Here is a 24,100-nt window from a genome sequence, read left to right as displayed (position 1 = left end):
GCAAGAGGCTACTAAGCAGGGTTATCCCGGATTCGACGCCCGGGAATAACAAGTAGATATGCTTAAAGACGCTCAGCCAAGGACGACTGAGCAAAGCCACACAAGGAGGACAGTATGGCTATGTATATTAACAACAATCTCCCTTCGCTCACTGCGCAGAGATATCTCGGTCAGACAAACAGCAAGTTATCTGACTCCATCGAGAAACTCTCCAGCGGTCTGCGGATCAATAGTGCTTCCGACGACGCATCGGGCCTTGCGATCTCAGAGAAACTGAGAGGGCAGATTAGCGGCCTTAAAAGGGCCTCACTGAACGCCCAGGACGGTATTTCACTTCTTCAGACTGCTGAAGGCGGTCTGCAGAACATTCAGAACATGGTTCAGAGGATGAGGGAGCTCGCTGTTCAGGCTGGTAACGGTGTTTATACTACCAACGACCGCCGCGAGATCCAGAAAGAGGTAGAGCAGCTTAAGTCTGAGATAGACAGGATCGCCTCCTCCACTGAATTCAACACAAAAAAGCTCCTTAACGGTGACGCAACGGCCCTTTGGTCGTCCGATAAGGGGAACATCGACGTAACTGTTAAGGAAAGGGTGGCCGAGGGCAACTACAACCTTAACGTAACTGTTGATCCCGGTAAAAACTACGTTTACAAGACCGACGTTATGACCCTCAACGAAGACGCCATCGGTGCGCAGATCGTTACAGGGGGCGGTGCTAGTGCCAACGAAACCAACATTACCTTCGTTGACCAGCCCGTAGGTCTTCCCAAAACCGGAACATCCTATTTCACAGTAACCGTAAGCTCCGGTGAAACCGCAGCTACCGTTGCATCCGGTATGAGTACGCTCAGCTACTTCCAGCAGTCCGGTTCCGAGTTCCTTGTTTCAGATGTAACACTCTCCACTTCCGGCTCTGCATCGGGCTATGTAGAAGTTGAAGCACTTGATAAGTTCTCCAGCGGCACTAGTGCGGGGGGCGATTTCCGTCTCCGTTTCGTAGACGCCAAGACTGGTGAGGTTAGCGAGTGGCAGACAGTGAGCTCATACTCCTCAACAGCTGGTGCTGTAACTATCAGAACCGATACAGCAGCTGGAGGCGATGCTGTTGACTCATTCAAGAACAACGACGGAACATCCATCGAGTTCTCAATTACCCTCGACGCCTCAGACACTGGAACAATCCAGAGTGGTGACAAGGTTCTCTTCAGCCTCTCAAGGGGTGTTGAAACTGCAGATTTCTCATCCTCCGGCGGCGGTACAATATCGATCTCCGACGGACCTAAGAATGCAGACGGACCTACACTCATATTCACCGGTGCAAGCTCGCTTACAACCCACGACAACGGCGATTCTACCATCGACTACAACAACGTGAGCGTTTACTACGCAGAGCTTAACGGCGATTCAGGCAACCTTGATGTGGGTAACCTTACCCTTAACTTCAAAGAGCAGGACAGCGACCACAGCAGCGATGCCGGCAAGACAACCACTGGCGACTTCAACATCGAAGTTAAAGGTGGCGGCGATGCGGCAACGTCCACAACAATGCTCAAGGATATCTCAAGGTTCACCACCGATGACGGACGCAACATCTTCGACAACACTCAGGAGCTTACCATTTACGGTAATGGAACCTCAGCAACAATCTATCTTGAAGGTTCCGATACGGTTTCCGACCTTGAAACTAAGCTCACCGATGCCATCGTAAAGGGTCTCGGTATGGGTGCTGTTACGGATACCAGCGATGAGTCCACCGAGGTTAACAACAACCTTGTGAACTACGTAACAGACGCTGATACCGTAGACAACAGCAACGAAGCTGTTGGCGGTACGTTCGTTATCCAGACCGCACAGCTCGGTGAGGACAGCAGGCTCTCCTTTATCGGGGATCAGGCACTCATCGACGGCCTCAGTGTTGCAACAATTCAGGAAGGTGAAAGCAGCGAGCTTACCGTTGAGGTAACCGATGCGCACACCGGTAAAACAGTTGGAACAGACACCGTAAACGATTTCACTCTCAGGGATGTTATCCAGGGTGTTGATGTTGAGATAGACAGCGATGTCGGCATCGATATCAACTGGGACAACACCAACAGAGAGGTAACCTTCAGCGCAAGCGGCGCCTCCGAGGATATCAAGCTTCACCTTGTGGACAACGCCATGGAGATGCAGATCGGTGCGAACGAAGGGCAGACAATCCTTGCGAATATTCCTCAGATCAACACTAAGTCACTGAACATCGATGACGTTCTGATGATCGACCAGGAACTCGCTCAGGAGTCTATAACAAAGCTTGATAAAGCTCTTGAAACTGTTTCGGGTGTAAGGGCGACAATCGGTGCTCAGATCAACAGACTGGAGTACACAATGGTCGGTCTTGAAACCGCCAGAGAAAACCTCACAGCTGCAGAATCCCGTATCAGGGATCTGGATATTGCCTCCGAGATGGCTGATTTCACTAAGAATCAGATCCTCTCACAGGCAAACGTGGCTATGCTTTCTCAGGCGAATGCACTTCCGCAGCTTGCGCTCCAGCTGATAGGGTAATAACCATTCCGTCCGGACAGGGGAGGGCTGACCCCTCCCGCCGGGTCGGTTAATTACAAGGTAGGTGTAGCATGGTTGAGATAGGAACTTACTATAACCAGACAAATGCACCTGACAGCGGCAGCGGAGCAAGAGGACAGCAGAACCAGAGTGTTTCGCAAGCTCAGAAGCTCAAGTACCAAAGCACTTCCGGCGACGCTGCCGGGAAGGTGTCTAAAAAAGAGGAGAAGTCTCAGATGAAGGATATTGAATCCGCCGTCGAGACTCTCAACGAAAGCCTCAGCTCCATAAACGTTAAACGCGAGTTTAAGGTGGAGGAGCAGCTGAACGAGGTTATCGTAAAGCTCATCGATAAGGATGAGGATAAGATCATCAAGCAGATCCCCTCCGAGGAGGCGATAAGGCTCTCCAAGAACATCAAGGAGATGGTTGGTCTGATTTATGATGAAACTTTTTAAAATATTTTTTCAGGGGTCCGGGCTCATCCGGCCCCTTTCTTCAATTTTTCCAATCAGATAAAACGATCATACAGCAGTAGTTTAGATCTCTAAAGTTTTTCAAAACCTGAACGATAATACTTGTGACAAAAGAATAGAAGCAGGTACTGAAATAATCAGGCCGATGTCTTTGGACTTACCAGTCCGGCATCGGCCTTTTTTTTGTCCAAAATTCAGCCTCAGCTTCTGATCAGGAGGTGTTCTTAGCGGGATACAGTAAGATTTTATACAGACTTAGAACAGTTGTTGAACAAGCTTAAGTAACTAACAAAAAAGAAAATTTCAAAAACGGCAAGGACGCCGGACATGAAAACACGGAGGTATAATCATGGCAATGTATATCAACAACAACATCCCTTCACTTACGGCTCAGAGATACCTGGGTCAAACAAACAATGCTGTAGCAGATTCACTTGAGAAGCTGTCCAGCGGATTGAGGATCAACAGCGCTTCCGACGACGCATCAGGTCTTGCAATTTCTGAAAAACTCAGGGGCCAGATTAGCGGTCTTAAGAGAGCTTCACTCAACGCCCAGGACGGTATATCACTTCTTCAAACTGCTGAAGGCGGACTGCAGAACATCCAGAACATGGTTCAAAGGATGAGAGAGCTTGCAGTTCAGGCGGGTAACGGTGTTTACACCACAAACGACCGCCGCGAAATCCAGAAAGAGGTGGAACAGCTCAAGACAGAGATCGATCGTATTGCTACATCCACTGAATTCAACACTAAGAAGCTCCTTAACGGTGACGCAACAGCTCTTTGGTCATCCGACAAGGACAACATCGACGTAACTGTTAAGAATAAAGTTGCAGAAGGTAACTACAATCTTAACGTTACAGTTGATCCCGGTAAAAACTTTGTTTACAAGTCAGACGTTATGACCCTTAACGAAGACGCCATCGGTGCTCAGATAGTTACAGGCGGCGGCGCTAGTGCAAACGAAACTAACGTAACCTTCGTCAGCGAGCCCACTACTATGCCCAAAACCGGTACAGCTTATTTCTCAGTAACAGTAAGCTCCGGTGAGACTGCGGCAACTGTGGCATCAGGTATGAGCACACTCGGTTACTATGAGCAGTCCGGTTCAGAGTTCCTCGTAACAGATGTAACTCTTTCCACTTCCGGTTCTGCTTCCGGTTATATCGAAGTTGAGTCACTCTCCAAGTTCTCCGGCGGCACAAGTGCGGGCGGCGACTTCCGCTTACGTTTCGTAGATGCCAAGACCGGTGAAGTGAGCGACTGGCAGACAGTAAGTTCCTATTCAACCTCAGGCGGAGCAGTTACCATCAGAACTGATACAGCAGCAGGCGGTGACGCGGCTGACTCATTCAAAAACAATGATGATGCTTCAATTGAGTTTTCCGTTACCCTCAACGTATCCAACACAGGTACTATCCAGAGTGGTGACAAGGTACTCTTCAGCCTCTCAAGGGGTGTGGAAACTGCGAACTTCTCATCCTCAGGTGGTGGTACAGTTCAGGTTTCCGGCGGACCTCAGAACCAGACAGGTCCCTCACTTATATTCACCGGCGCAAGCTCACTGACAACTCACGATAACGGCGATTCCACAATCGACTACAACAACGTGAGCGTACACTACGCAGAGCTTAACGGCGAAACAGGCAACCTTGATGTGGGTAGCATGGTTCTTAACTTCAAAGAGCAGGACAGCGACCACAGCAGTGATGCAGGCAAGACTTCCACAGGCGACTTCAACGTTGAGGTTGTTGGCGGCGGAGAAGCAGCTACTTCCACAACAATGCTTAAGGATATCGCCAGATTCACCACCGATGACGGACGTAACCTCTTCGATAACACTCAGGAGCTTACAGTTTTCGGTAACGGCAAGGAAGCTACCATCTACCTTGAAGGCTACGACACAGTTGCAGACTTCGAGCAGAAGCTTACAGATGCTATCTCAAATCAGCTCGGTATGGGCGCAGGCGTAGACACCAGCTCAGAAGCTACAGATGTTAACAACAACCTTGTAAACTATGTGGCGAGCGGTGATACCATTGCGAACTCCAACGAAGCTGTGACAGGTACATTCGTAATCCAGACTGCTAAGCTTGGTGAGGACAGCGGACTCTCCTTCATCGGAGACCAGGCACTCATCGATGGACTCAGCCTTGCAACTATCCAGGAAGGCGAGAACAGTGAGCTTAACGTTAAGGTTACCGATGCACACACTGGTAAAACAGTAGGCTCCGATACGGTTAACGACTTCACACTCAGAGATGTAATCCAGGGTGTTGATGTTAAGGTAGACAGCAGCGTCGGCCTCGATATCAGCTGGGACCAGGGTGACAGAACGATGAACTTCAGCGCCACAGGCGAAACCGAAGACATCAAGCTTCACCTTGTGGACAACGCCATGGAAATGCAGATCGGTGCTAACGAAGGTCAGACAGTTCTTGCAAACATCCCCGAGATTAACACTAAGGCACTCGGTATAGACGATGTTTACATGGTAGACCAGGAGCTTGCTCAGGAGTCCATCACTAAGCTTGATAAGGCACTTGAGAGAGTTTCCGGAGTTAGAGCGACCATCGGTTCTCAGATCAACAGACTTGAGTACACCATGGTAGGACTCGACACTGCCAGAGAGAACCTGACTGCAGCCGAATCAAGGATTCGTGACCTTGATGTTGCCGATGAGATGGCGAAGTTCACTAAGAACCAGATCCTGTCTCAGGCAAACGTGGCTATGCTTTCTCAGGCGAACCAGCTTCCCCAGCTTGCACTGCAGCTTCTCGGATAAGGTTCAAAAGGGACAAGTCAGTAAACTTAATACATATAAAAAGGGCGGCCTTTCGGGGCCGCCTTTTTATTTATCTGGGAAATTCATCATCCTGAGAATTTCCCTGGCTAATTTGATTTATGGAATTTCCCGTCCATGGAAATTCCATTGCTGTTCGGGCAAGGAGACCTTGCCCTCTCGCACTTCCGGCTTCGTGAATTGGGCAGAGCTCAATTCAGCTTCGCCTTCAGGGCTTCCATCCCTGGAAGCCTGTTGAGTAGCAACCTTATTTGCATGATTAGCATAAGCTTTCATGGACGGAAAAATATTCAGATAGATAAAGGAGTTTTTGAGGGGTTGTTAAGGGGTGGTTTGTTCCTAAAAAGCACCCCTTAAGTCTTTTCCATACATAATCATATTAGAAATAAGTCACTAACATATTTGTCTTGCGCTTATGCGCCACATACTCTTTCGCATTAACTGCGGTAATCGGCATTTATGGCGATATACTCCCTTGTGAGGTCGCAGGTGTACACCTTGCGGGCGTCGGAGCCTGCATTGAGGTCAATGGTTATCGTAAGTTCGTCCTGCTTCATAATCTCTGCCGCTTTTGATTCGAGTTCAGGGTTGATAAGCAGTCCACCTTCGACGTATTTGAGGTCCTCGAAGTAAATATCCACTTCACCCTGCTCGCAGTTAACACGGCTTGCGCCGATGGTGGCCATGATTCTTCCCCAGTTCGGGTCTTCACCGTGGAGCATTGTTTTGAAGAGGGGTGAATTGGCAAGGGCGAAGGACAGTATCTCTGCATCCTCCGGGCTTTTTGCTCCCTTAACATTAACCTCGCAGAGCTTTGTTGCACCTTCGCCGTCACGTACGATCATCTTTGCCAGTTCGAGACAAACCCTTAGCACGGCGGCTTTGAACTCGTCCCTATTAGGGATGATTCCGCTCATGCCGTTGGAGAAGAGGTAGACAGAATCGTTCGTGCTCATATCGCCGTCAACGGTGATGGAGTTGAAGGAATCCTCGGCCGCTTCCTTGATAGACTCATCCAGGAGATCCTGATTAACCATGGCATCGGTGGTTATGAATGCCAGCATTGTTGCCATGCCGGGTGCGATCATGCCTGCGCCCTTGGCGGCTCCGGCTACGACGTATGCTCCGTTATCCGTTTCCACCAGGACAGAGTATTCCTTGCTTACGGAATCTGTGGTCATGATAGCTTCGGCGAACAGGTCGGACTGGGAAGAATCCAGTTCATCCACAAGCTCGCCGGTCTTTTCGACCATCCTGTCGACGGGGAGCGGAACGCCGATAACACCCGTGGAGTTGAGGAGAATGCTTCCGTAGGGAACGCCTATTTCAGCCTCAAGGGCGGCGGCTATGGTCCTGCAGTCCTCAAGACCCGCTTCACCTGTACATGCGTTTGCGTTGCCGCTGTTAACCGCAATGCCGTAGTATTCCTTCCCCTTGCCCATAACTTCCTGGCAGTAGAGGAGGGGAGCGGCCTTGAACCTGTTTTTTGTGAATATGGCGGATGCTCTGAACGGAACCTCGGAGTACAGCAGGGTGAAGTCGTTCCTGTTTTTACCGTTTCCTTTGATATCAGCGGATACCGCTGAGGCTGTGAAGCCGAGGGGCGTACATACGCCTGCGCCTTTTATATGTTCCATGATAATCTCCTATATCAGTCCGGCGGTTTCTTCCAGACCCGCCGCTATATTAAGGTTCTGTACAGCCATGCCGCTCGCACCTTTAATAAGGTTATCGAGACAGCTGACAATAATGACCATGTCACCCTTCTTGAAGAGGGCGATATCTATGAAGTTCGTATCCTTTATGCCGGCAAGGGAGGGTGCGGAACCGTCCTCAATGAAGCGGACGAAGGCTCTGCCGCTGTAGTATTCCTTTATGCACTCCCTGAGCCGCTCCTCATTTACCTCGGACTTGAGGTAGATGGTGGTTTCGATACCTCTAATTACTGGTAAAAGATGGGGGGTGAAGGTTACCTCGGTATCTTCCGAAGCCCTTGAGAGGATATGGTTTATCTCAGGATTGTGCCTGTGGGAGAAGACACCGTAGGGCTTAAAATCCTCATCTACCTCACAGAAATGGGTCTTTGAGGAAGGCTTCTTACCCGCACCGGAAACGCCGGACTTACTGTCCGCAATGATGAAATCCTTCTGAACCAGCCCTTTCTTGAGGAGGGGGAAGAGGGGTGTTATCACCGATGTGGGGTAGCATCCGGGGTTTGCTATCATATCGGCTGATTTCAGCTCTTCGGTGTAGATCTCCGGTATGCCGTAAACGGCCTTTTCGAGTAGCTCAGGGTATTTGTGCTCAACACCGTAGGTTGTTTCGTAGGTCTCTTTGTCCCTGACACGGAAGTCCGCACTGAGATCCACAACCTTCTTACCGCTGGAGTGGAAGAAGTTTGCGGCCTCCTGTGAGGCGGCATGGGGGAGGCAGAGGAATACTGCATCGCATCGGTTTGCCACAGCGGAGAAATCGTTAGGGACCAGTTTATTATCCACAACGCCCCTCAGGGATGGGTAGATTGAGGAGTATGTCTCCCCTGCACTGCTGTCGCTTGTGAGATCGGCGATCTCGAAACCGGGGTGACGGCGAAGGATCTTAACCAGTTCGAATCCTGTGTAGCCTGTCGCTCCGATAACCGATACTTTCATATATATCCTCCTGAACAGGGCTCCAAGCCCTTCTTTGGTGTGAATCGTACAACTTTTTGCGGGTCTTGTAAACGGAACTGTTTTGTTCTAAGCTCCTCTGGATGAGAATCTCAATCTATGTCCAGCCCGGTTCAAAAAAGAATGGATACGTCGGAGAGTTCGACGGAGTACCGAAGATTAAGATAGCTGCTCCCCCTGTGGAGGGTGCTGCGAATAAGGCCGTTATTAAATATGTATCCAAAACCCTTGGTTTGTCGAAATCCTCGGTGAGTATCGTTTCCGGTGCGATGTCCAGATATAAAACCATTGAAATAGAAGCAGATATGAAGCCCGAAGAGGTGCTTTCAATCCTCAGAGGCCGAGAAGGTTAAGCCAGAAAACGAAGGTGAATATGCTGAATGTCGTTGTTGCGACGATGGTACTGCTGGCGGCTGAGGGGCTTCCGTCCATGGTGGCGGCGAGTACATAGTTCACGGTGGCTGAGGGTGCGGCGAGCATTATGACCATAGTCTTTGTGCCCACATCCAGATCGATCCCCCATATTTTAAGGATGATAAAAGCGATAAGTGGCAGGCCGATCAGCTTCATAACAAGCGATGCCCCCGTTGGTGCTATATCACCTTTTAGAGCGGCGAAACTTATGCTTGCTCCCACACAGAAGAGGGCAAGGGGGAGGGTTACTCCGCTTATTATATCGAGTGTTCGGTTTATGAAATCGGGTATCCCGATGTTGAGAGCCGCCACTACTAAACCTGCCACACAGGCTATGGCGAGGGGGTTGAGCAGTGTGTTCTTTATGAAAGGGACGAAGCTCCTTTTTTCACCGCCGGGTGAGCTAATGCTCAGGGCGATTACAGACATAAAGTTAACATAGGGTACGATGATTGCCATGAGAACGCTGGCATACATAAGTCCCTGATCGCCGTAGGCATAGAAGCTGACCGGCAGGCCCATATATGCGTAGTTTGCCCGGAAGTTGTTCATTGCGAAGGTTCCAAGAACTTTTTTGTCAAACCCCAGTGCCTTGCCGGATATGAAGCTGAGGATGAACATCAGCAGGATCGACACAACGATAATGCTTATTGTCCGCCAGTCCAGAACGCTGCCGATATCCGCCTGGGATATCTTGTAGAAGAGGAGCACCGGGAGGCAGACATTGAAAATAAGGCGGTTCGAAGTTTTGATGAACTGTTCATCTATGAGCCCCCCCCTTCTCAGGAAGCTCCCCACCAGCAGTACGATAAATATCGGCAGGACAATGAGTATTATCTTAATCATAGATTTTTTATACAGCATATCGCTACGAAAGGGAACAGGATGTTAGAATGATGGGCGCAGGCTTGCATTTTTTATACCGTTGACGTATAAATACAGACTAAAACTGGCGGTGGATTTATGCCCGAATTTAGCCGTTTTTTTACCGGCTCAAGCCTTAAATACTGGTACATTGCCTTCGTTATAAGCCTTGCATGGCTTATCGGCTCCATGGTGAATGCAAGGGCAGTAACCCAGTATGAGGTAACTCTTTACGATAGAGACGGACAGGTCAAGGATGTGAGGATTGTGGACAAATACCGTCTTCAGGCGCCTGAAAGTCTTCAGGTTCCGAAGTCATACAGGCCTATCAAGCCTGTAAGCTTCCTTTAGTTTTGCCTTAATCTTTGTAAAGAAAAGAACTTAGTATAGGAGCGTTTCTTGAAAACCGATAAGGTCGAAACTTACCGAAGTATTAAATTTAGATGGAGATATGAAAGTATCGTCAATCCTGCATTTGAGGGTATTTCAGAATTATTTTCCATCCCTGCAAGCCTTGCGGAGGTCTTCTCCAAAAAGAAGCTCTCCGAAGAGGAACAGGTAAACTGTTTTCTCGACACCCCCCTTCGTGATCTGCTTAACCCCTTTCAAATGAAGGATATGGATAAGGCTGTAAAGCGTATTGGTGTAGCCCTGGAGAAAAACGAACGTATCTGCATCTACGGCGATTACGACGTGGACGGAGTTACCTCCGTTTCTCTCCTTTATCTCTTCCTGCGTGAAGTCGGCGCAGCCGTGGACTATTACATCCCGAACCGTCTGGAGGAGGGATACGGCCTCAACCTTGAGGCGATCGATGAGATCCGCTCCCGTGGAACATCGCTTATCATCACTGTGGACTGCGGCATAAACGCCGTGGAGCAGGTGGAAAAAGCCACCGAGATGGGGATAGACGTAATCGTCACAGACCATCACCAGCCGGCGGAGGTTCTGCCGGATAAGGCTGTGGCGGTGGTTAACCCGATGCAGGAAGACTGCCCGTATCCCTTTAAGGAGCTTGCCGGGGTCGGTGTAGCCTTCAAGCTTGTTATGGGGCTTCGCTACCATCTGCGTGAGAACGCTTCCTACAAAGGGGATCTCCCCAATATCAAGCAGTATCTGGATCTTGTGACCCTTGGAACCGTTGCCGATGTTGTCCCAATACTGGGTGAGAACAGGATCTTTGTGCGCCACGGTCTCAAGATTCTCTCGGAGAAGGATACGAGACCGGGTATATATGAGCTCAAGCGTGTAACAGGGCTCGAGGGCTCCCGCATCGGAACCGTTCAGGTGGGCTTCGCCCTTGCTCCGCGAATAAATGCTGTGGGGAGAATGGGTAGCTCGGATAAGGGGCTTAAACTTCTCATAACCGAAAACAGGGATGAGGCGAGGTATCTTGCCAGAGAGCTGGATCAGGAGAACCGCTTCCGCCAGACCATAGAGAAAGAGATAATCACCGAATCCTATGACCGGATCGAAAAGGATAAGCTCCATGAGAAGTATAAGGGGCTTGTGCTCTATTCCGATGAATGGCATCAGGGCGTTATCGGTATCGTGGCCTCCCGCATAGTTGAGAAGTTCCATAAACCCACCATAATAATCACTGCGGAGAATGGTGTAGGCAAGGGCTCTGCAAGGAGCATCCCCGCCTTCCATCTTTACGAAGGGCTTAAAATGCTGGAGGATCTTCTCATAACCTTCGGCGGACACAAATACGCCGCCGGACTTAAGGTGGATATGGACAATATCTCCGCCCTTCAAGAGCGTTTTAACGAGGCTGTGGAATCAACCCTTACCGATGAGGACTTTATCCCCGAATTAACCATAGACACCTTCCTTCGTCCGGACGATATTAACAGGGAGCTCATGGAGTGGCTGGAGAGGATGCAGCCCTTCGGGGCGGGTAATAAGGAGCCCGTTTTCTGCATGGTAGGCATGCGGAAAACCCAGAACTTCTCCTATGTCGGGAAGGAAAAGAACCATCTTAAGGGTTATCTTGAAAGGGAAGGGCGCACATTTGATGTTATAGGTTATAATATGAAGGAATACGAGGAGCTGGTGGAAACCGGCGAGTATTTCGATATTGTCTTCTCCCCCGTTCTGAACGGTTATTACGGAGGACGCTATATACAGCTGAACCTGAAGGATATGCGGCTGTCGGATAGAGAATGAGTAATACAAAAATAATACGGTTAATGGATATCCAGGACCGCCTCGTCAAGAATGGCGTCACGGAGGGACTGGAGAAAGTACATAAAGCTTACGTATACGCCGCCCAGAAACACCGGGGTCAGCTCCGTCAGAGCGGCGAACCTTACCTTTCACACCCTCTCAATGTGGCCTATATCCTCGCAGAGATGAATATGGATCTGGACACCGTTATCGGCGGTCTTCTCCACGATACCCTCGAGGATACCGATGCCAGCTATGATGAGCTTGAGGAGCTTTTCGGTGATGATGTCGCCTTTATGGTGAACGGCGTCACAAAGATAGGCCAGATAGAGTTTAAATCCAAGGAAGAGAAGCAGGCGGAGAACTTCCGCAAGATGCTTATCTCCATGTCCAAGGATGTGCGGGTTATCCTCATAAAGCTTGCTGACAGGCTCCACAACATGCGTACCCTCGATCATCTCCGGGAGGAGAAGAAGGTCCGCATAGCCCAGGAGACTATGGATATATACGCACCTATGGCGCACCGCCTCGGTATTGCATGGATAAAGTGGGAGCTTGAGGACAGGTGTTTCCGTGCCATAAACCCCAAGATGTACTACGAGATCTACGAGAAGGTCAAGTTTAAGCGGGGTGAGCGGGAGCAGTATCTGCTCGAGGTTATGCAGAAGATTATCGATGAGCTTAAGAACAGCGGCATTGAGGCAGAGGTCACTGGCAGGCCGAAACATTTCTACAGTATCTACAATAAAATGGTAAAGAAGAAGGCGAGCTTTGAGGAGATATACGACCTCCTCGCCCTTCGGATTATTGTTGAATCGATACCCCACTGCTACGGCGCCATGGGAATAATCCATAACCTCTGGAAGCCTATACAGTCCAGGTTCAAGGACTATATCGCTATGCAGAAATCGAACCTTTACCAATCGCTCCATACAACGGTTGTTGGCCCTAAGGGTATGGCCGTTGAGTTCCAGATAAGAACCAGAGAAATGCACAAGGTGGCGGAGGAGGGGATCGCTGCCCACTGGAAGTATAAGGAGGGGAAAGTCTTTGACCCGCAGGAAGATAAAACCTTCCGCTGGCTCAGAAGCCTCCTCGAACAGCATGACCTTAAGCGTCCCATAGACCTTGTGGAGGCGCTGAAAGAGGATGTTCTTCCCACCCAGATATACGTCTTCACCCCTCAGGGTGATGTTATGGAGCTCCCCGTAGGTTCCACACCAGTGGATTTCGCCTACTCCATCCATACGGACATCGGAAATATGTGCAGCGGCGCCAAGGTGGACGGCCGGATGGTTCCCCTCAAGTACCGCCTGCGAAACGGCGACAGGGTAACCATACAGACCAGCGCAAACCATAAGCCCAGCCGTGACTGGCTGAACTTCGTTAAGACAAACAGGGCGAAGACAAGAATTCGCAACTATATACGTAAAGAGGAGCGTGACAGAGCCATCGAGCAGGGCACAGATCTCCTTGAGCGAGAGTTTAAGCATAACGGACTGGATTATCGTGAGGTGTTTAACAAGGATGCCAACGTTAAGAAGGTTATGGAGAAGTTCGGTCTGAAAGAGGCTGAGGATATATATGTCGGCGTCGGCTTCGGCCGTGTTTCCCCTAAGCAGATAGTCCATGTTTTTGTGGATGAGGAGAAGGAGAGGCACACCGATGAGGATGCAGAAAGCCTCGTTCGGGAGCCGAAGAAACGCACCGAAGAGCCCTTCATAATAGACGGTATAGACGATGTGCTGGTTAAGGTGGCCAAATGCTGTAACCCTCTGCCCGGGGATGATATCGTCGGCTATATAACACGGGGGAGGGGTATCGTTGTGCACAGGCACGACTGCCCGAACATAATAAGCGGTTCCATCAACGATGAGCGGCTGACCCCTGTGGAATGGAGCAGGGAGAAGATATTCCGTATGCCTGTAAGCCTTAAAACAGTTATAGCGGATAAGCCCGGCATGCTCTTTGAGATTGCCAACGTTATGCGTGATATGGGTATAAATATATCTAACATGCAGTCCAGCAGGCTGGATGACGGCTTTGCAAAGCAGGATTTTATCATAGAGGTAAAGGACAAGAAGGAGCTCAAGACTGTTGTGAGCAAGCTGCACAGCCTTGAAGGGGTGCAGAAGGTCTCCACAAGCCAGTACGAGATGGCTAAGAATCCTTCATAGGGAAACGGCCTGAGGCACAACGGGATTAACATAACCCCGTATGTGCCTATTTGTTTTAAACCTTAGATATTAAATGGAAAAAAACCAGGTCGGGCCTGCCGTTTTATTCAGCGAAGAAAGCCGGAATAAAGCTGTACCGGCAGGCGATTGCTGATGGTTGGCGGGTGTTAGGCTTTCTCTACTTTGCCGGCTTTAAGGCACTTGGTGCAGACCTTCTTTCTCACAACGGAGCCGTCCTGAACGATTCTCATCCTGTGCACGTTAGGGTAGAATACCCTTCTGGATACGTTGTGTGCGTGGCTGACTGTATGTCCAAACATGGGGCCTTTGCCGCATATGTCGCATCTTTTCGCCATTGCTGTGTCCTCCTTGCAGTCTCTCAATACTCTTGATCTAAAGAGCTTGAAATGCTACCATAAGCCATATGGGCGATCAAGAGTTTTTTTCCCAATACGAAGGAGTATTAGATATGGAGATCACTAAAAAAACTATAATTGCAGATGTGCTTAGACATAACCCGAAGACCTCTGAGGTTTTCGAAAAATACAATATGGGATGCGTAAGCTGCATGGGTGTGGCAAACGAGAGTATCGAGAAGGGCTGCCTTATGCACGGGCTCGATGTTGAAGAGGTGCTTGCGGATCTTAAAAATTTCCTGAACTCTTCAAATTCCTGAAAAAAGAGGTTATAGTCCCATCCTGCAATCGGATTAATAATGTTTGGAGGAAGGAGCTATTAAACGTATAGAACTTGATTTTCAGGACAATTTATTTATCTACTCGGAAGATCTGCGTCCTCAGGTGGAACGTTTTCAGAAGTACAGCCACGGCGGCGGTTTCGAGGATTACGAAAGGCTTAAACCCTCGGATTTCTTCGGGAACGATGCCCCCTTTAATGTTGAGATAGGTATAGGCAACGGCGAGTTCATCGCAGGGTATGCGGAAAAAAACCCGGACCAGAACTACCTCGGCTTCGAGGTTATGAAGCGGATCTTCAACCGTGCCGTTAAGCGTGCGGGTAAGCTCGAGCAGAGCAACGTCCGGCTCATCCATTTCGATGCAACGTTCTTCGTTACCATCCTTGAGGATGAATGCGTTGATAACTTCTATGTTAATTTCCCCGATCCCTGGCCCAAGAAAAGGCACAAGAAGCGCAGGCTCCTGAAAACGGAGTTCATAGAACTGCTCACATCCAAGCTTAAGCCCGGCGGGAGCCTCTATATGGCCACCGATCAGGCGGACTATGCCCAGGAGATCATGGAGAATCTTAAACCCTTGGACTCCCTTGAGACAGCCTTTGACACCGTTTGTGTGAACGAACTGGTGGATTATCTTCCCACAAAGTATTATCGTAAGTTTGCAGACGAAAACGGCGTATTCTTCTTCCGCATGGTGAAGAAGGGCTGAGTATACGGCTCGAAGGGGGCGGCATATGAGAGTTCTGCTTGCACTTATTTTCCTGTTAACAGTATCAACCGCCTATGCCGGAGATATTTATGTTGTGCGCATCGACGGCGTTATCAGCAGTTTCACATCGAAATACATAGAGGAATCCCTGGAGAAGGCTCAGGCCGAAGACGGGGTTCTGGTTATGAAGCTGGACACCCCCGGAGGGCTACTCTCCGCCACACGGGATATCGTCTCGACACTCCTAGAAAGTAAGACCCTCACCGTCACCCATGTTTCACCTCAGGGCTCAAGGGCGGGTTCTGCGGGGAGCTTTATAACCCTCGCCTCCCACTACGCCGTCATGGCAGAGGGATCAAATATCGGCGCCGCCCATCCTGTTAACATCACCGGTGAAGATATAAAGGGTGATATGCGGGAGAAGATTGAGAACGACACCATAGCCTTCATGCGCTCCATCGCAGAGAAGAGGGGGCGAAACCCCGATATTGCGATCCAGATGGTGAAAAACTCCCTGAGCCTCACATCTATGGAGGCTCTAGAGGCGAACGTAATCGATGCTGTGCTTAACACGGACGATGAGCTCGCCGGCAAGCTTAAGGAGGAGTTCGGCGTTACGGGGAACGTGGTGTACCTTGAACCCACAACCCTCCAGAAGGCGGCATTCTTCCTCAGCGATCCTAACATCCTCCTTATCCTGCTCTTTATAGGCATCCTCGCCATCGTGCTTGAGTTCAAGATGCCCGGAACCTTTGTCTTCGCCGCAGTGGGGATCTGCGCCATTGTTATGTTCCTCATGGGGATAAACATAATCCCTGTGAACTGGCTTGGTGTTATCCTCCTTCTCGGTGGTGTCGGGTTGATGGCTGCGGAGGTGTTCATACCCAGTTTCGGTCTGTTGACCCTATCCTCCATTGTGTCCATAGGCTTCGGAATGTACCTTATGTTCGATCGTGAGGGGAATATGGGCGTTCAGGTAAGCTGGGTTACCATAGTTGGCGTGCTCACTGTTTTCACCACCCTTGCCCTTGTTCTCGGCAGGCTTATCGTTAAGGACTTTCTGCGAAAGCCCGCAACCGGTCTTGAAAGTATAGTTGGCAAACAGGGGCGAATTATGAGCTGGGAGAACGGCGAGGGGAAGATATACGTCCATGGCGAGATATGGACTGCAGAATCGAAGGATGGATTTGAGAAGGACGACACCGCAGAGGTGGTCAGTATAGAAGGAATGAGACTTGGAGTAAGGAAGGTATGAGCGACGCATTTAAAGAGAATATCGATTACCCCGCAGAGTACAGCTACAAGATGGTGGGGGATGACACCAAAAAGTTCAGAGACAGCGTAAAGGCCGTATTCATGATGAAGAAGGTTAAGGATATGAGCGAACGCCCCAGCAGCAAGGGGAACTATGTGAGCATAACAGTAACCGTTGAGGTGGGGAGCTACGAGGAGCTGAGAAGCTTTTACGAGATGATCTCCCGCATCGAAGGCCTTCGCTACCACCTTTAGGAATAAGGAAAGGGCTCCCGATACAGGAGCCCTTTTTCAGTCCAGGAGGTGTGTTCCTATTTATCCAGCTGGGTGCATCTTATAAGCCCCTCTTTTATAAGGGGCCTGAAGCATCCGTTGCAGGAGATGCAGCCCGAGGGCTCTTTGTCTCCTGATTTCCATCGGTTTATTATCCCGGGCTCTCTGATGAGAGGGCGGGATAAGGATACCATATCCATCCCCTTGTCGAAGGCCTCTTCTATCTTCTCCAGGGTTCTGTAGCCGCCGACACTTATGAGCGGGAGCTTAACACGCTCACGTACCTTCTCAGCATATTCGAGGTTGAATCCTTCGTTCTGCCCCGCTTTAACGTCTGACTGAACAGGTGTTTTTTTGCCGGAGCCGGGTGTTCCGGCACTAACCTCTATATGATCAATCCCCGCTTCCTGCAGAGCCTCAGCCACAGTCACGGATTCCTCCGGTTCGAAACCGCCGTCGATGTTGTCGCTTCCGTTCAGCTTGATGCCCACATGGAAATCCTCGCCAGTCTGCTTTCGAATCTCGGCATATATCTCCATGAGGAAACGTGCTCTGTTCTCAAGCCCTCCGCCGTATTCATCCTCCCTCCGGTTCAGAAGGGGGGAGAGGAACTGACAGACAAGGTAGCCGTGGGCTCCGTGGATCTGAACACCATCGAACCCGTATTCCTTTGCACTCTTAGCCGCAGAGCCAAAATCCCCGATTATGCGTTTTATGTCATCCTTGCTTAATGCTTCGGGTACTGCCGGATACTGAGGGGAGCTCACAGCGGAGGGTGCAACGGTTTTGCCTCCGGTCGCCTTGCCGGATGTCTGCCCGCCAGTATGCACGAGCTGGGCGATGATCTTCGAGCCCTTGAGGTGCACCGCTTCGGTGAGCTTCCTGTACCTGGCCGGGTCTTCGTCACCTGTCATTCCGAAGTGTCCGGGGAGCTCCTTCCCCTCGGGGGAAACGAAGATGTAGCTGCTTATGATGAGCCCTGTTCCGCCATCCGCCAGATCCTCATAGAGCTTAACGGCCTTGTCGTTGGGGCTTCCTTTTTCATCACCAGCTCCCTCGCAGGTGGCCGAGCGTACCGCACGGTTGGAGACATGCAGGTTGTTCAGTTTAATCTCTTCAAAAAGTTTCATTGATAATCCCTCCATAATTAATTCTGAGCTTTACAAAGGATGACATATAAGTGTATACGTGTCCAGTACCTACATTTAAAACAGGTACTATCATAAATGTAAGTATAGGTGGGTATATGGAACAGGGCTGTGTTAATAAGAGTCATAAGAATCGTGTGTATAAATGTCATTTTCAGCTGGCGCTCATGGTTATCGGCGGTAAATGGAAGCCGATAATTCTGTATTATTTAGGCAAAGGGGGCGTTATGCGTTTCGGCGAGCTTCGCCGTGCCATAGGGGGCATAACGGAGAAGATGCTCGTTTCCCAGCTCCGTGAGCTTGAGGAGGATGGACTTGTCCACAGGGAGATATATAGAGAGGTCCCCCCGAAGGTTGAATACTCCCTGACGGAATTCGGTATGACGCTGATTCCGATTCTGGACAGCCTCCATGAGTGGGGGATTAGCTATGAAAAAGAGACTAAGCTAGCCGAAGATGGTGATAACGGCCGTGAGGCTGGCTGAGGCGAGCAGTGTTGATGTTAGTATGGTGGCTGCCAGCAGTGATGTGGGGCGGTTGAAGCGTATGGCATACATCAGCGGCAGGAGCGCAGAGGGGCAGGAGGTCTGGATAAGGGCAACGTTCCTCTCTATACCCTCAAAGTGGAGCATATCCATAATGGGTATGGCGATGACCGGCGATAGCACAAGGCGGATAATAACTGCCGCCGCCACAAGCCTTATCATGCTCCGGCTGAGCTTGATGTTTGCAACCTGCATGCCGAGTATAAATATGAATACAGGAAAAGCCGCCTGACCGAGATAGGAGGTTACCTTCATTGCAATCGCCGGCACGGGGATGCTGAATGTTGTAACGACAAGGGCGAGTACAGCGGCGTGGAAGAGGGGGATCCTGAGCATATCCTTAAATGCACCGAGCCTGCTCGATTCTCCGCTGGAAAGATATATAGCAACGGTGGTGAGCGGAAGGTTGAATGCTATGAAGGTTAGTATCGCATAGTATGAGGCGTCTGCGCCGTAGGTGAAATGGATAAGCGGAACCCCGAAGTTGCCTATATTTATCATGGAAACCGAGAGTATGAAGGGTATCCGGTTTTCCTCGCCGGAACGCAGAACTATTGCCCCTATCCAGCCTATGACAACCATCGCACCTGTGAGCAGAAGCATAAACAGCAGATGATCCCCCAGTTCGGGGAGGGCGATATTATGCTGGACAAGCTTGTTGAAAACGGTCATCGGGGCGAGAACGAGCAGGGTGAGATCCGTTATCTCCTTAATGCTCCCCTTCTTCCTCCTCTGGTAGAAGAAACCGCAGGCGATGATAAGGAACATTGGTACAATGGACTGCTCGATAGTCGTAATAAATCCCATCCACATTAACTACACCCCATTACAACCAATTACAATAAATAAAACATATCAGCGAGTGCTGTTTCATTTTGCTATATGGTCATCCTGAACAGTATACGGATGCTTATTAAATAGGTATAATTGAGGATATTTCCATATCTGCATACTGTGTGCTTGCAAAAACTGTCTAAAAATTTTATTCTATATGTCTTATAAAATATAAAGCTGTTTTGGAGTGCTTATGTCTTTCTTCTATGACATTTACAAAGGTATGGAGCGTTCGTTTTTTAATACTCTGACAAAAAAAATTGCAGGCAATATCGGATTTATCATTCTATTTCAGGTGATAATACTTGTCATTTCTATCCTTAGCAAAGGATCAGAGCAGGGTTCCGTTCTCACAGGATTTGCGGGAACAATCCTTATTGTTCTCAGTGTGCTTGGGATATTGGCTTCGTTATTTTCGATATTCTTTCTCAGAAGCCTGATAGTAACCCCTGTCCGCAACCTTTCCTCTGTGCTGAAAGAGGTCAGCGAGGGGGAGGGTGACATCTCCATGGATATGCCCTCCAAAACCTATGACGAGATGGGGGAGCTTGCAACCAACTACAACAGTTTTATGCAGAGCCTGCGGGACATTATCGGCGATATTAGGGTTCTCGGAGTTAATATCGGCGTTGAATCAGCAAAGGTTGTGCGCAATGTGGATACGGCAACGAGTGAAACGAAGCGTCAGGATACCCTGAGCGAAACGGTTTACCAGGCGAGCACAAGGGCAACCGATGCCATAGAAAGTGTAGCGGCAAACTCCGTCCAGATAAGCACCTCCACTTCAAACAACCTTGAGTTTGCCGAAACATCCAGCGGCGAGCTTTCGGATGTTACAGAAAAGATAAACGAAGTAAGCGGGATGCTTAACAACTTCCAGAGTACGGTCAATGTTCTTGCGGAAAACTCGGAGAATATACGTACGGTAGTTTCCCTTATAGAAGACATCTCCGACCAGACAAACCTCCTCGCACTTAATGCCGCCATTGAGGCGGCAAGGGCCGGTGAGGCCGGAAGGGGCTTTGCCGTTGTTGCCGATGAGGTGCGCAAGCTCGCCGAAAGGGTTAAGGACGCCACAGAGGAGATCTCCGGCAATATCGACAGCATGGTTAAGCAGGTGCGTGATACAGCCGAGGAAACCGAGGAGATAAACCAGCATATCGATATGACCAAAGAGGTCGTTGGGAGAACATCGGAGAAGTTTAATCAGATGGTTGAGGACTTCCGGCAGACCGATGCGGGGCTGCAGAATATTACCCAGGCCCTTGATGATATGACAAAGCTTAACGATGATATACACAGCAACGTATCAGGCATCCACGACATCGCTCTCACTATCACCAGGATGATGGACGATTCCACCGAATCAACAGGGGAACTGAATGCCAAGATAGAAACTATACAGGAGCTTGTTTCACGTTTCCGTATCGGCAGAGGAGCCTACGAGGAGGTTCTTTACAAGGTGGAAAATTACAGGGACGAGGTTCAGGAGGAGCTGAAGAAGTTCTCAGCAAACGGGCTTAATATCTTCGATAAGAACTATAAGAAGATAGAGGGAACGGACCCTCAACAGTATTCCACAGCCTATGATGTAAGGGTGGAGGAAACGTTGAGGAGCATATACGACAGAGCTGTGAATGATATCAGCGGGTGTATCTTCACCGTGGCGGTGGATGAAAACGGCTATGCACCCTCGCATAATACAAAGTTTTCCGAGCCCCAGACGGGGGATCCGGATCATGATACTAAATTCAGCAGATATAAGAGGATATTCAACGATAAAACTGGAAGCCGTGCGGTGAAGAATACCCAGAAATTCCTTCTGCAGGCCTATGTCCGTGACACTGGGGAGGTTGTTAACGACCTCTCTATGCCCGTTTATGTGAACGGGAAGCACTGGGGAGCTCTGAGGATTGGCTTCGATCCCTCAATCCTGCTCAATTCTTGACAGAACCTCATAAACAGCGGTGAGGAGGTTGTCGGTTATTACCTCTGCCGGTATATTCTTCTCCTTGATAAGCTCACCCTCGCCGTAGCCTGTGCGCACCATAATGCCGCAGGCTCCGGTGTTCTCAGCAAGCTTCATATCACCCTTTCGATCGCCGATAACAAACATACGCTCCCTGTCCACTGGAAGCTCCGCCAGAGCCTTGTTCACCATTCCGGGGGAGGGCTTTCTGCAGTCGCACTCCGCGGAGTACTTCGGATCCTTAGAAGAGCTGTGGTGGGGGCAGTAGTATAGTGCGTCAATATGTGCACCCTGTGATTTGAGCTTCTCTTTCATAAGGGTGTGGAGCATGTTTACATGGTTCTCATCGAAATATCCCCTGCCGACCCCCGCCTGATTCGTTACAACAACAACCTGAATACCGTGTTCGTTGAGTATGCGGATAGCCTGGGCAGCAAAGGGGTACAGCCGGAAATTCACCGGATGATTAATGTAGCCCGATTCGATGTTGATTGTGCCGTCCCTATCTATAAAAACTGTCGGTAATCTCTCCATTTTCATCCTCTGTTTTTTTGAAGCGTTTATGTATAAGGTACCACTGTTCGGGATATCTGCTGAAAAGATCCTCGTAAACCTTGTTCACCCGCAGGGCGAGATCGTATATCCGCTCCCTCGGCTTGAGAGATTTATCCGGTTCGATGGGGGGATACATTATGAGCTCGACCCCCTCGTTTGTTCGCTTAAAGAAGGCGGGGAGGAGGGGTATATCCATCTTTGCCGACAGGGTAGGTATACCTTTGATGAATGTGGTTTTTATACCGAACAGGGGGACCATGATACAGTCCTTCATCGTAGCGGAATGATCCAGCAGGGCGGCGATGTTGACCCCGTCGCCCAGCAGGCGGAGCATATCTTCGGTGCAGTTGCGGTGGTGGAGGTAGGTTATCATCTCCGAATCCCCACGCAGTTTCTGCACGAGATTGTCGATCTCGGGATCCTTGAACCGCCTGGCAAGAAGGCCAAGATCCTTCTGAATATAGTTTCTGTACAGTCCGGAGGAGAGCTCCCATGAACCGAAATGGGCGGTGACGATGAAGTATGTCCGCTCGAAGTCGGGCTTTTCCCCTATGAAGGTTACCTTAAGGCGGTTCTTAACGAAATCCTGATCGATCCTTCCGTTGTAGAAGCTTTCCATGAAGCTTGCCATGTTATGCCTGCACGCCTTCCTCGCAGTCTTAACCGGGTTCTCTGCGCCGATAACTCGGGCGTTCTTTATGGCTGCTTTGCGTCTGGAGGGGGAAAGATAGTAGAGGAGTGTTCCGAGGAAGAAGCCTGTTCTTCTCAGGCTGTTGAGGCTGAGTCTGCCCAGTACGGAATAAAGCGCCTTAACCGCCAAGGCTTTCATTCAAAGCCTCCAAAAATCGGTCCAGCTTATGTTCCGCAGAGGAGCGGAGCTCATCCATGAACGCATCCCCGTCCGGTACGCATCTATCCTCCTTAATGAAGACGGCCATCTCCTCTTCGTTGTGAACTGTGCAAACCATGCCGTGCTTTGCGGCCATGGAGTATATCTCACGGAAGTTGTGCATATTGGGCCCCACAGCGGCGCATTTGCCGAACTGCAGAGCCTCGAAGATGTTGTGTCCCCCGACATCGGCTATGGAGCCCCCTATGAAGATCTTGCGGGCATGCTTATACAGCGGTTCGAGCTGACCGAAGAGATCCACAACCACCGCTTCGCAGTTTTCATTGAAGGTTGTGAGCCTGCAAACACGGAGTCCGGCACGCTTAGCCTCTTCGTATACTTCAGAAACCCTGTTCATGTGTCGGGGGGCAATGACAACCCTTCCCCGTTTGCCGCTCTTTATCCATGCGTTGAGGGCGGCCTCTTCCTCACCCTTGTGGGTACTGGCGGCGAAGAAGAAATCGGTTCCGGCAAGGGGTGCCGCCGCCTTATCCTCTGGTTCAAGGTTTACCTCGTAGTACTTGATGTTTCCGAGAACCTCTATCCCTTCTGAGGAGCCCTTTAATTCGGTGAAGCGGTCCCTGTCCTCCCCGCTCTTGGTGAAGATGAACTCGAAGGACTTAAGCAGAGGGGAGATGATGAAGCGGATCCTCCGGTAGCTGTTCATGCTGCGGTCGGAGATCCTTCCGTTTACGAGATAGAGCTGTGTATGCTTTGATGCTGTTGTTATGAGGTTGGGCCACAGCTCTGTGTCAACTATAACAAGAGCACGGACGTTCATATATTCGATAATATGCCTGATGGCGAAGGAGTTCTCTATGGGGAGAAGGAAGGATGCGAAGGGCTTAAGCTCCTTCTCGGCGATATCTTTGCCTGTGGCTGTAGTGGTACTTATAATTATTTCGGTTTCGGGGAATCTGTCCTTGAGGTTGCTGATGAGTGTCTTGAGACTGCGTACCTCTCCAACGCTTGCGCAGTGGAACCAAACAGAGCTTTCCGGAGGCTCGGGGAACATTATGAAGCCGAAACGCTGGAAGTAGTCCTTATCCTCCTTCGTCCTCAATGCGGCCAGATAACCCAGCGGAAGAATGAAAGGAACAGCTAA

The 24,100-nt window shown here is 49.9% G+C and carries 22 protein-coding genes; 13 read left to right on the top strand and 9 right to left on the bottom strand.

What is annotated here, in order from left to right; all coding sequences use genetic code 11:
* Positions 1–114 precede the first annotated feature (114 nt).
* The 3 genes from K300_RS0113160 to K300_RS0113150 all read left to right on the top strand — a co-directional run bounded on the left by K300_RS0113160 (position 115) and on the right by K300_RS0113150 (position 5,811).
* Positions 115–2,550 (top strand): flagellin N-terminal helical domain-containing protein, encoded by a 2,436-nt coding sequence (locus K300_RS0113160; protein ID WP_022852142.1) that lies wholly within the window; start codon positions 115–117, stop codon positions 2,548–2,550.
* A 71-nt stretch (positions 2,551–2,621) separates the two neighbouring features.
* Positions 2,622–3,008, top strand: coding sequence for a flagellar protein FlaG (locus tag K300_RS16445; RefSeq protein WP_022852141.1), 387 nt, complete (start codon positions 2,622–2,624; stop codon positions 3,006–3,008).
* Between the two features lie 367 nt (positions 3,009–3,375).
* On the top strand, positions 3,376–5,811 hold the full coding sequence (locus K300_RS0113150; RefSeq protein WP_022852140.1) for a flagellin N-terminal helical domain-containing protein: 2,436 nt from the start codon (positions 3,376–3,378) through the stop codon (positions 5,809–5,811).
* Positions 5,812–6,266: 455 nt separating this feature from the next.
* On the opposite strand, the gene argJ is transcribed toward K300_RS0113150, so the two are convergent.
* On the bottom strand, positions 6,267–7,466 hold the full coding sequence (gene argJ, locus K300_RS0113145) for a bifunctional glutamate N-acetyltransferase/amino-acid acetyltransferase ArgJ (RefSeq protein ID WP_022852139.1): 1,200 nt from the start codon (positions 7,464–7,466) through the stop codon (positions 6,267–6,269).
* Positions 7,467–7,475: 9 nt separating this feature from the next.
* Positions 7,476–8,480, bottom strand: coding sequence for an N-acetyl-gamma-glutamyl-phosphate reductase (gene argC / locus K300_RS0113140; protein WP_022852138.1), 1,005 nt, complete (start codon positions 8,478–8,480; stop codon positions 7,476–7,478).
* A gap of 101 nt (positions 8,481–8,581) precedes the next feature.
* On the opposite strand from argC, the gene K300_RS0113135 reads away from it, so the two are divergent.
* The gene (locus tag K300_RS0113135) at positions 8,582–8,851 is read left to right on the top strand and encodes a DUF167 domain-containing protein (protein ID WP_022852137.1); all 270 of its coding nucleotides are present in this window, start codon (positions 8,582–8,584) and stop codon (positions 8,849–8,851) included.
* On the opposite strand, the gene K300_RS0113130 is transcribed toward K300_RS0113135, so the two are convergent.
* The gene (locus K300_RS0113130; protein WP_022852136.1) at positions 8,832–9,758 is read right to left on the bottom strand and encodes an AEC family transporter; all 927 of its coding nucleotides are present in this window, start codon (positions 9,756–9,758) and stop codon (positions 8,832–8,834) included. The two genes, K300_RS0113135 and K300_RS0113130, sit on opposite strands and share 20 nt — an antisense overlap.
* Before the next feature lie 117 nt (positions 9,759–9,875).
* On the opposite strand from K300_RS0113130, the gene K300_RS0113125 reads away from it, so the two are divergent.
* From K300_RS0113125 to K300_RS0113115, 3 genes are read left to right on the top strand one after another with little or no spacing between them, the layout of a single operon-like run.
* On the top strand, positions 9,876–10,127 hold the full coding sequence (locus K300_RS0113125) for a hypothetical protein (protein ID WP_022852135.1): 252 nt from the start codon (positions 9,876–9,878) through the stop codon (positions 10,125–10,127).
* A gap of 48 nt (positions 10,128–10,175) precedes the next feature.
* Complete coding sequence (recJ, locus tag K300_RS0113120; RefSeq protein ID WP_022852134.1) at positions 10,176–11,945, top strand: single-stranded-DNA-specific exonuclease RecJ; 1,770 nt, start codon at positions 10,176–10,178, stop codon at positions 11,943–11,945.
* Positions 11,946–11,968: 23 nt separating this feature from the next.
* Positions 11,969–14,122 carry a RelA/SpoT family protein gene (locus K300_RS0113115; RefSeq protein ID WP_022852133.1) on the top strand — a complete coding sequence of 718 codons (2,154 nt, stop codon included), beginning with the start codon at positions 11,969–11,971 and terminating at the stop codon, positions 14,120–14,122.
* Between the two features lie 167 nt (positions 14,123–14,289).
* On the opposite strand, the gene rpmB is transcribed toward K300_RS0113115, so the two are convergent.
* The gene (rpmB, locus tag K300_RS0113110; RefSeq protein WP_022852132.1) at positions 14,290–14,478 is read right to left on the bottom strand and encodes a 50S ribosomal protein L28; all 189 of its coding nucleotides are present in this window, start codon (positions 14,476–14,478) and stop codon (positions 14,290–14,292) included.
* A 113-nt stretch (positions 14,479–14,591) separates the two neighbouring features.
* On the opposite strand from rpmB, the gene K300_RS0113105 reads away from it, so the two are divergent.
* From K300_RS0113105 to K300_RS0113090, 4 genes are all read left to right on the top strand, one after another.
* Positions 14,592–14,798: a DUF1858 domain-containing protein gene (locus K300_RS0113105; RefSeq protein WP_022852131.1), complete on the top strand. Its 207-nt coding sequence runs from the start codon at positions 14,592–14,594 to the stop codon at positions 14,796–14,798.
* A gap of 124 nt (positions 14,799–14,922) precedes the next feature.
* Positions 14,923–15,528, top strand: a complete 606-nt coding sequence (gene trmB / locus K300_RS0113100) for a tRNA (guanosine(46)-N7)-methyltransferase TrmB (protein ID WP_238320674.1) — start codon at positions 14,923–14,925, stop codon at positions 15,526–15,528.
* 25 nt (positions 15,529–15,553) lie between these two features.
* Positions 15,554–16,783: an NfeD family protein gene (locus K300_RS0113095; protein ID WP_022852129.1), complete on the top strand. Its 1,230-nt coding sequence runs from the start codon at positions 15,554–15,556 to the stop codon at positions 16,781–16,783.
* Positions 16,780–17,037 carry an HP0495 family protein gene (locus K300_RS0113090; protein ID WP_022852128.1) on the top strand — a complete coding sequence of 86 codons (258 nt, stop codon included), beginning with the start codon at positions 16,780–16,782 and terminating at the stop codon, positions 17,035–17,037. Before K300_RS0113095 ends, K300_RS0113090 begins: the two co-directional genes overlap by 4 nt.
* A gap of 56 nt (positions 17,038–17,093) precedes the next feature.
* Here K300_RS0113090 and K300_RS0113085 read toward each other — a convergent pair whose 3' ends face one another.
* A complete protein-coding gene (locus K300_RS0113085; protein ID WP_022852127.1) occupies positions 17,094–18,185 on the bottom strand; it encodes an oxidoreductase in 1,092 nt (363 codons plus the stop codon).
* 116 nt (positions 18,186–18,301) lie between these two features.
* Here K300_RS0113085 and K300_RS0113080 point away from each other — a divergent pair, with 116 nt between their 5' ends.
* Positions 18,302–18,688 carry a winged helix-turn-helix transcriptional regulator gene (locus tag K300_RS0113080; RefSeq protein ID WP_022852126.1) on the top strand — a complete coding sequence of 129 codons (387 nt, stop codon included), beginning with the start codon at positions 18,302–18,304 and terminating at the stop codon, positions 18,686–18,688.
* On the opposite strand, the gene K300_RS0113075 is transcribed toward K300_RS0113080, so the two are convergent.
* Positions 18,650–19,561, bottom strand: a complete 912-nt coding sequence (locus K300_RS0113075; RefSeq protein ID WP_081647009.1) for an AEC family transporter — start codon at positions 19,559–19,561, stop codon at positions 18,650–18,652. The genes K300_RS0113080 and K300_RS0113075 overlap by 39 nt on opposite strands.
* 316 nt (positions 19,562–19,877) lie before the next feature.
* Here K300_RS0113075 and K300_RS0113070 point away from each other — a divergent pair, with 316 nt between their 5' ends.
* The gene (locus K300_RS0113070; protein ID WP_162139904.1) at positions 19,878–21,530 is read left to right on the top strand and encodes a methyl-accepting chemotaxis protein; all 1,653 of its coding nucleotides are present in this window, start codon (positions 19,878–19,880) and stop codon (positions 21,528–21,530) included.
* On the opposite strand, the gene K300_RS0113065 is transcribed toward K300_RS0113070, so the two are convergent.
* Genes K300_RS0113065 through K300_RS0113055 form a run of 3 tightly spaced genes read right to left on the bottom strand, consistent with a single transcriptional unit; the run spans position 21,510 to position 24,058 of the window.
* Positions 21,510–22,085 (bottom strand): D-glycero-alpha-D-manno-heptose-1,7-bisphosphate 7-phosphatase, encoded by a 576-nt coding sequence (locus K300_RS0113065; RefSeq protein ID WP_022852123.1) that lies wholly within the window; start codon positions 22,083–22,085, stop codon positions 21,510–21,512. The two genes, K300_RS0113070 and K300_RS0113065, sit on opposite strands and share 21 nt — an antisense overlap.
* On the bottom strand, positions 22,054–22,935 hold the full coding sequence (locus K300_RS0113060) for a lysophospholipid acyltransferase family protein (protein WP_022852122.1): 882 nt from the start codon (positions 22,933–22,935) through the stop codon (positions 22,054–22,056). Before K300_RS0113060 ends, K300_RS0113065 begins: the two co-directional genes overlap by 32 nt.
* Complete coding sequence (locus K300_RS0113055; RefSeq protein WP_051135333.1) at positions 22,916–24,058, bottom strand: 3-deoxy-D-manno-octulosonic acid transferase; 1,143 nt, start codon at positions 24,056–24,058, stop codon at positions 22,916–22,918. Before K300_RS0113055 ends, K300_RS0113060 begins: the two co-directional genes overlap by 20 nt.
* Between the last annotated feature and the right edge of the window lie 42 nt (positions 24,059–24,100).

This window comes from Limisalsivibrio acetivorans (assembly GCF_000421105.1).
GTDB lineage: Bacteria > Chrysiogenota > Deferribacteres > Deferribacterales > Geovibrionaceae > Limisalsivibrio > Limisalsivibrio acetivorans.
This window is presented reverse-complemented; position numbering and strand designations above follow the sequence as displayed.

Excerpts from the sequence above, each read along its gene's own strand:
- K300_RS0113090 (WP_022852128.1), top strand. The coding sequence starts at position 16,780 with ATGAGCGACGCATTTAAAGAGAATATCGATTACCCCGCAGAGTACAGC.
- K300_RS0113065 (WP_022852123.1), bottom strand. The coding sequence starts at position 22,085 with ATGGAGAGATTACCGACAGTTTTTATAGATAGGGACGGCACAATCAAC.
- K300_RS0113085 (WP_022852127.1), bottom strand. The coding sequence starts at position 18,185 with ATGAAACTTTTTGAAGAGATTAAACTGAACAACCTGCATGTCTCCAAC.
- K300_RS0113095 (WP_022852129.1), top strand. The coding sequence starts at position 15,554 with ATGAGAGTTCTGCTTGCACTTATTTTCCTGTTAACAGTATCAACCGCC.
- K300_RS0113130 (WP_022852136.1), bottom strand. The coding sequence starts at position 9,758 with ATGATTAAGATAATACTCATTGTCCTGCCGATATTTATCGTACTGCTG.
- K300_RS0113125 (WP_022852135.1), top strand. The coding sequence starts at position 9,876 with ATGCCCGAATTTAGCCGTTTTTTTACCGGCTCAAGCCTTAAATACTGG.
- K300_RS0113150 (WP_022852140.1), top strand. The coding sequence starts at position 3,376 with ATGGCAATGTATATCAACAACAACATCCCTTCACTTACGGCTCAGAGA.
- argC (WP_022852138.1), bottom strand. The coding sequence starts at position 8,480 with ATGAAAGTATCGGTTATCGGAGCGACAGGCTACACAGGATTCGAACTG.
- K300_RS0113075 (WP_081647009.1), bottom strand. The coding sequence starts at position 19,561 with ATGTGGATGGGATTTATTACGACTATCGAGCAGTCCATTGTACCAATG.
- K300_RS0113105 (WP_022852131.1), top strand. The coding sequence starts at position 14,592 with ATGGAGATCACTAAAAAAACTATAATTGCAGATGTGCTTAGACATAAC.
- K300_RS0113160 (WP_022852142.1), top strand. The coding sequence starts at position 115 with ATGGCTATGTATATTAACAACAATCTCCCTTCGCTCACTGCGCAGAGA.
- K300_RS0113135 (WP_022852137.1), top strand. The coding sequence starts at position 8,582 with ATGAGAATCTCAATCTATGTCCAGCCCGGTTCAAAAAAGAATGGATAC.
- K300_RS0113080 (WP_022852126.1), top strand. The coding sequence starts at position 18,302 with ATGGAACAGGGCTGTGTTAATAAGAGTCATAAGAATCGTGTGTATAAA.
- argJ (WP_022852139.1), bottom strand. The coding sequence starts at position 7,466 with ATGGAACATATAAAAGGCGCAGGCGTATGTACGCCCCTCGGCTTCACA.
- K300_RS16445 (WP_022852141.1), top strand. The coding sequence starts at position 2,622 with ATGGTTGAGATAGGAACTTACTATAACCAGACAAATGCACCTGACAGC.
- K300_RS0113060 (WP_022852122.1), bottom strand. The coding sequence starts at position 22,935 with ATGAAAGCCTTGGCGGTTAAGGCGCTTTATTCCGTACTGGGCAGACTC.
- rpmB (WP_022852132.1), bottom strand. The coding sequence starts at position 14,478 with ATGGCGAAAAGATGCGACATATGCGGCAAAGGCCCCATGTTTGGACAT.
- K300_RS0113115 (WP_022852133.1), top strand. The coding sequence starts at position 11,969 with ATGGATATCCAGGACCGCCTCGTCAAGAATGGCGTCACGGAGGGACTG.